The sequence below is a fragment of the Steroidobacter sp. genome (assembly GCF_016790065.1).
GTDB lineage: Bacteria > Pseudomonadota > Gammaproteobacteria > Steroidobacterales > Steroidobacteraceae > Steroidobacter.
The window spans coordinates 1-1,685 of the sequence record NZ_JAEUPY010000709.1 but is presented as its reverse complement, the minus strand read 5'-3'; the positions used below and the strand labels follow the sequence as shown (position 1 = coordinate 1,685).

2 protein-coding genes are annotated in these 1,685 nt (G+C 60.8%); both read left to right on the top strand.

Annotated elements, in window-relative coordinates; genetic code table 11:
* Nucleotides 1–493: 493 nt before the first annotated feature.
* Nucleotides 494–1,096 carry an ANTAR domain-containing response regulator gene (locus tag JNL55_RS29055; protein ID WP_293862899.1) on the top strand — a complete coding sequence of 201 codons (603 nt, stop codon included), beginning with the start codon at nucleotides 494–496 and terminating at the stop codon, nucleotides 1,094–1,096.
* A partial coding sequence (locus JNL55_RS29050) for a CmpA/NrtA family ABC transporter substrate-binding protein (RefSeq protein ID WP_293862897.1) occupies nucleotides 1,093–1,685 on the top strand: 593 nt, incomplete at its 3' end. The genes JNL55_RS29055 and JNL55_RS29050, both read left to right, overlap by 4 nt.

The following is a 1,685-nucleotide window of genomic DNA, read 5'->3' as shown; positions in this document are numbered from 1 at the left end:
CTGCACGCGATCGTAAGCGGCACGAGGCTCTTCGCACAGCACGCTGATCTCAAACTCGCTCGCTTCGGCCGCGAGCCGCTCCAGCAGTCGGTGTCCGACCATGCCGTTTCCGATCACGACTAACTTGTTTGCTGACATCTTGCACCCCGGGCGATGGCGCAGCGGCCGGGCACGAGGGTGCGACGGTGCTGGGCATCGAGTTCGTTTGCTTGGGGTTGGTGGGACAGCGAGCTGCGAGGACTGGCAGTCGCTGGTGCTGCGCCCATCATTGGAGCAGCCAAGATGACTTCGATGCTGCAAACGTTATGCCACGCGCGAACAGAGCGAATCCCGGCAATTTCGTCAGCGGATGTGTGCTCGATTGCTCACATGTGGTGCGTGCGCCGCTCGTGGCGTGTTTAAAGTGGTGCGCGCGGCGCACGCATCTCCATAGTGCAAGTGACGCTGCATGGGCTACATGCAGTGGCACAGGCATTGCACTCCTGTTTAGCCGATGCCCGAAACCAGGCCCAAAAGCGATCTGTCCGTGCGCGTGTTGATCGTCGATCAGAACGTCATGCGCGCCAGCATTCTAGAAGAAGGCCTGCGAGAAGCCGGCTATCTCAATGTGACGGTGCTGCGTGAGATGCATAACCTCATGCGACGTATCGTCGAGCTCGATCCCGAAGTCATTTGTATCGACCTGGAGAATCCCAATCGCGACGTGTTGGAACAGATGTTCCAGGTGTCGCGGGTGGTGCGCCGGCCGATCGCCATGTTCGTGGATCGTTCCGACACCGACATGATCGAGGCGGCGGTGGACGCCGGTGTGGGCTCGTATGTCGTCGACGGTCTGAAGAAGGAGCGCGTGAAGGCCGTGCTCGACATGGCGATCAGCCGCTTCAACGCCTTCAACAAACTGCGCGAAGAGCTGGACAGTGCCCGCCAAGCTTTGGATGAGCGCAAGGTGGTCGAGCGCGCCAAGGGCATTCTGATGAAACGAGGGATGAGCGAGGAGGCCGCGTATGCATTGTTGCGTAAAGCGGCCATGAACGAAAACCGCCGCCTCAGCGAGGTGGCGCAAAGCGTCGTGACGGCGTCGAGCCTGTTCAAATGAACGATGTGACTACAGTCGTCGGATTCATTCCGCTGATGGACTGCGCGCCGCTGGCGGTCGCGGTCGAGAAGGGTTTCGCAGCCGAGGAGGGGCTGGACTTGCGTCTGGTCCGCGAAACCTCCTGGGCCAACATTCGAGATCGGGTGGTCGTCGGTCACTTCGATGCCGCCCACATGCTCGGCCCGATGGCGATTGCTTCTACTTTAGGTGTCGGCCATCTCAAAGTGCCGATGGCAGCGCCGCTGTCGCTGGGGCTGGGCGGCAATGCCATTACCGTTTCGCTCCGCGTTTGGGAATTGATGATGGCGGAGGGCGCGACGCTGTCCGCCCATCCTCGTGCGCTTGGCGAAGCGTTGAGGAAGGTGGTTCAAGCACGTGAACGTGCGCAGAAGCCGCCGTTCACGTTTGCGATGGTGTATCCGTTCTCGGCTCATAACTATGAGCTGCGCTATTGGCTCGCGGCCTCTGGCATCGATCCGGACCGCGACGTGCGGTTGATCGTCATCCCGCCGCCGTTGTTGGTGGATGCCATGCGTGAAGGACAGATCGACGGCTTTTGCGTCGGCGAACCATGGAACAGTCTGGCGGT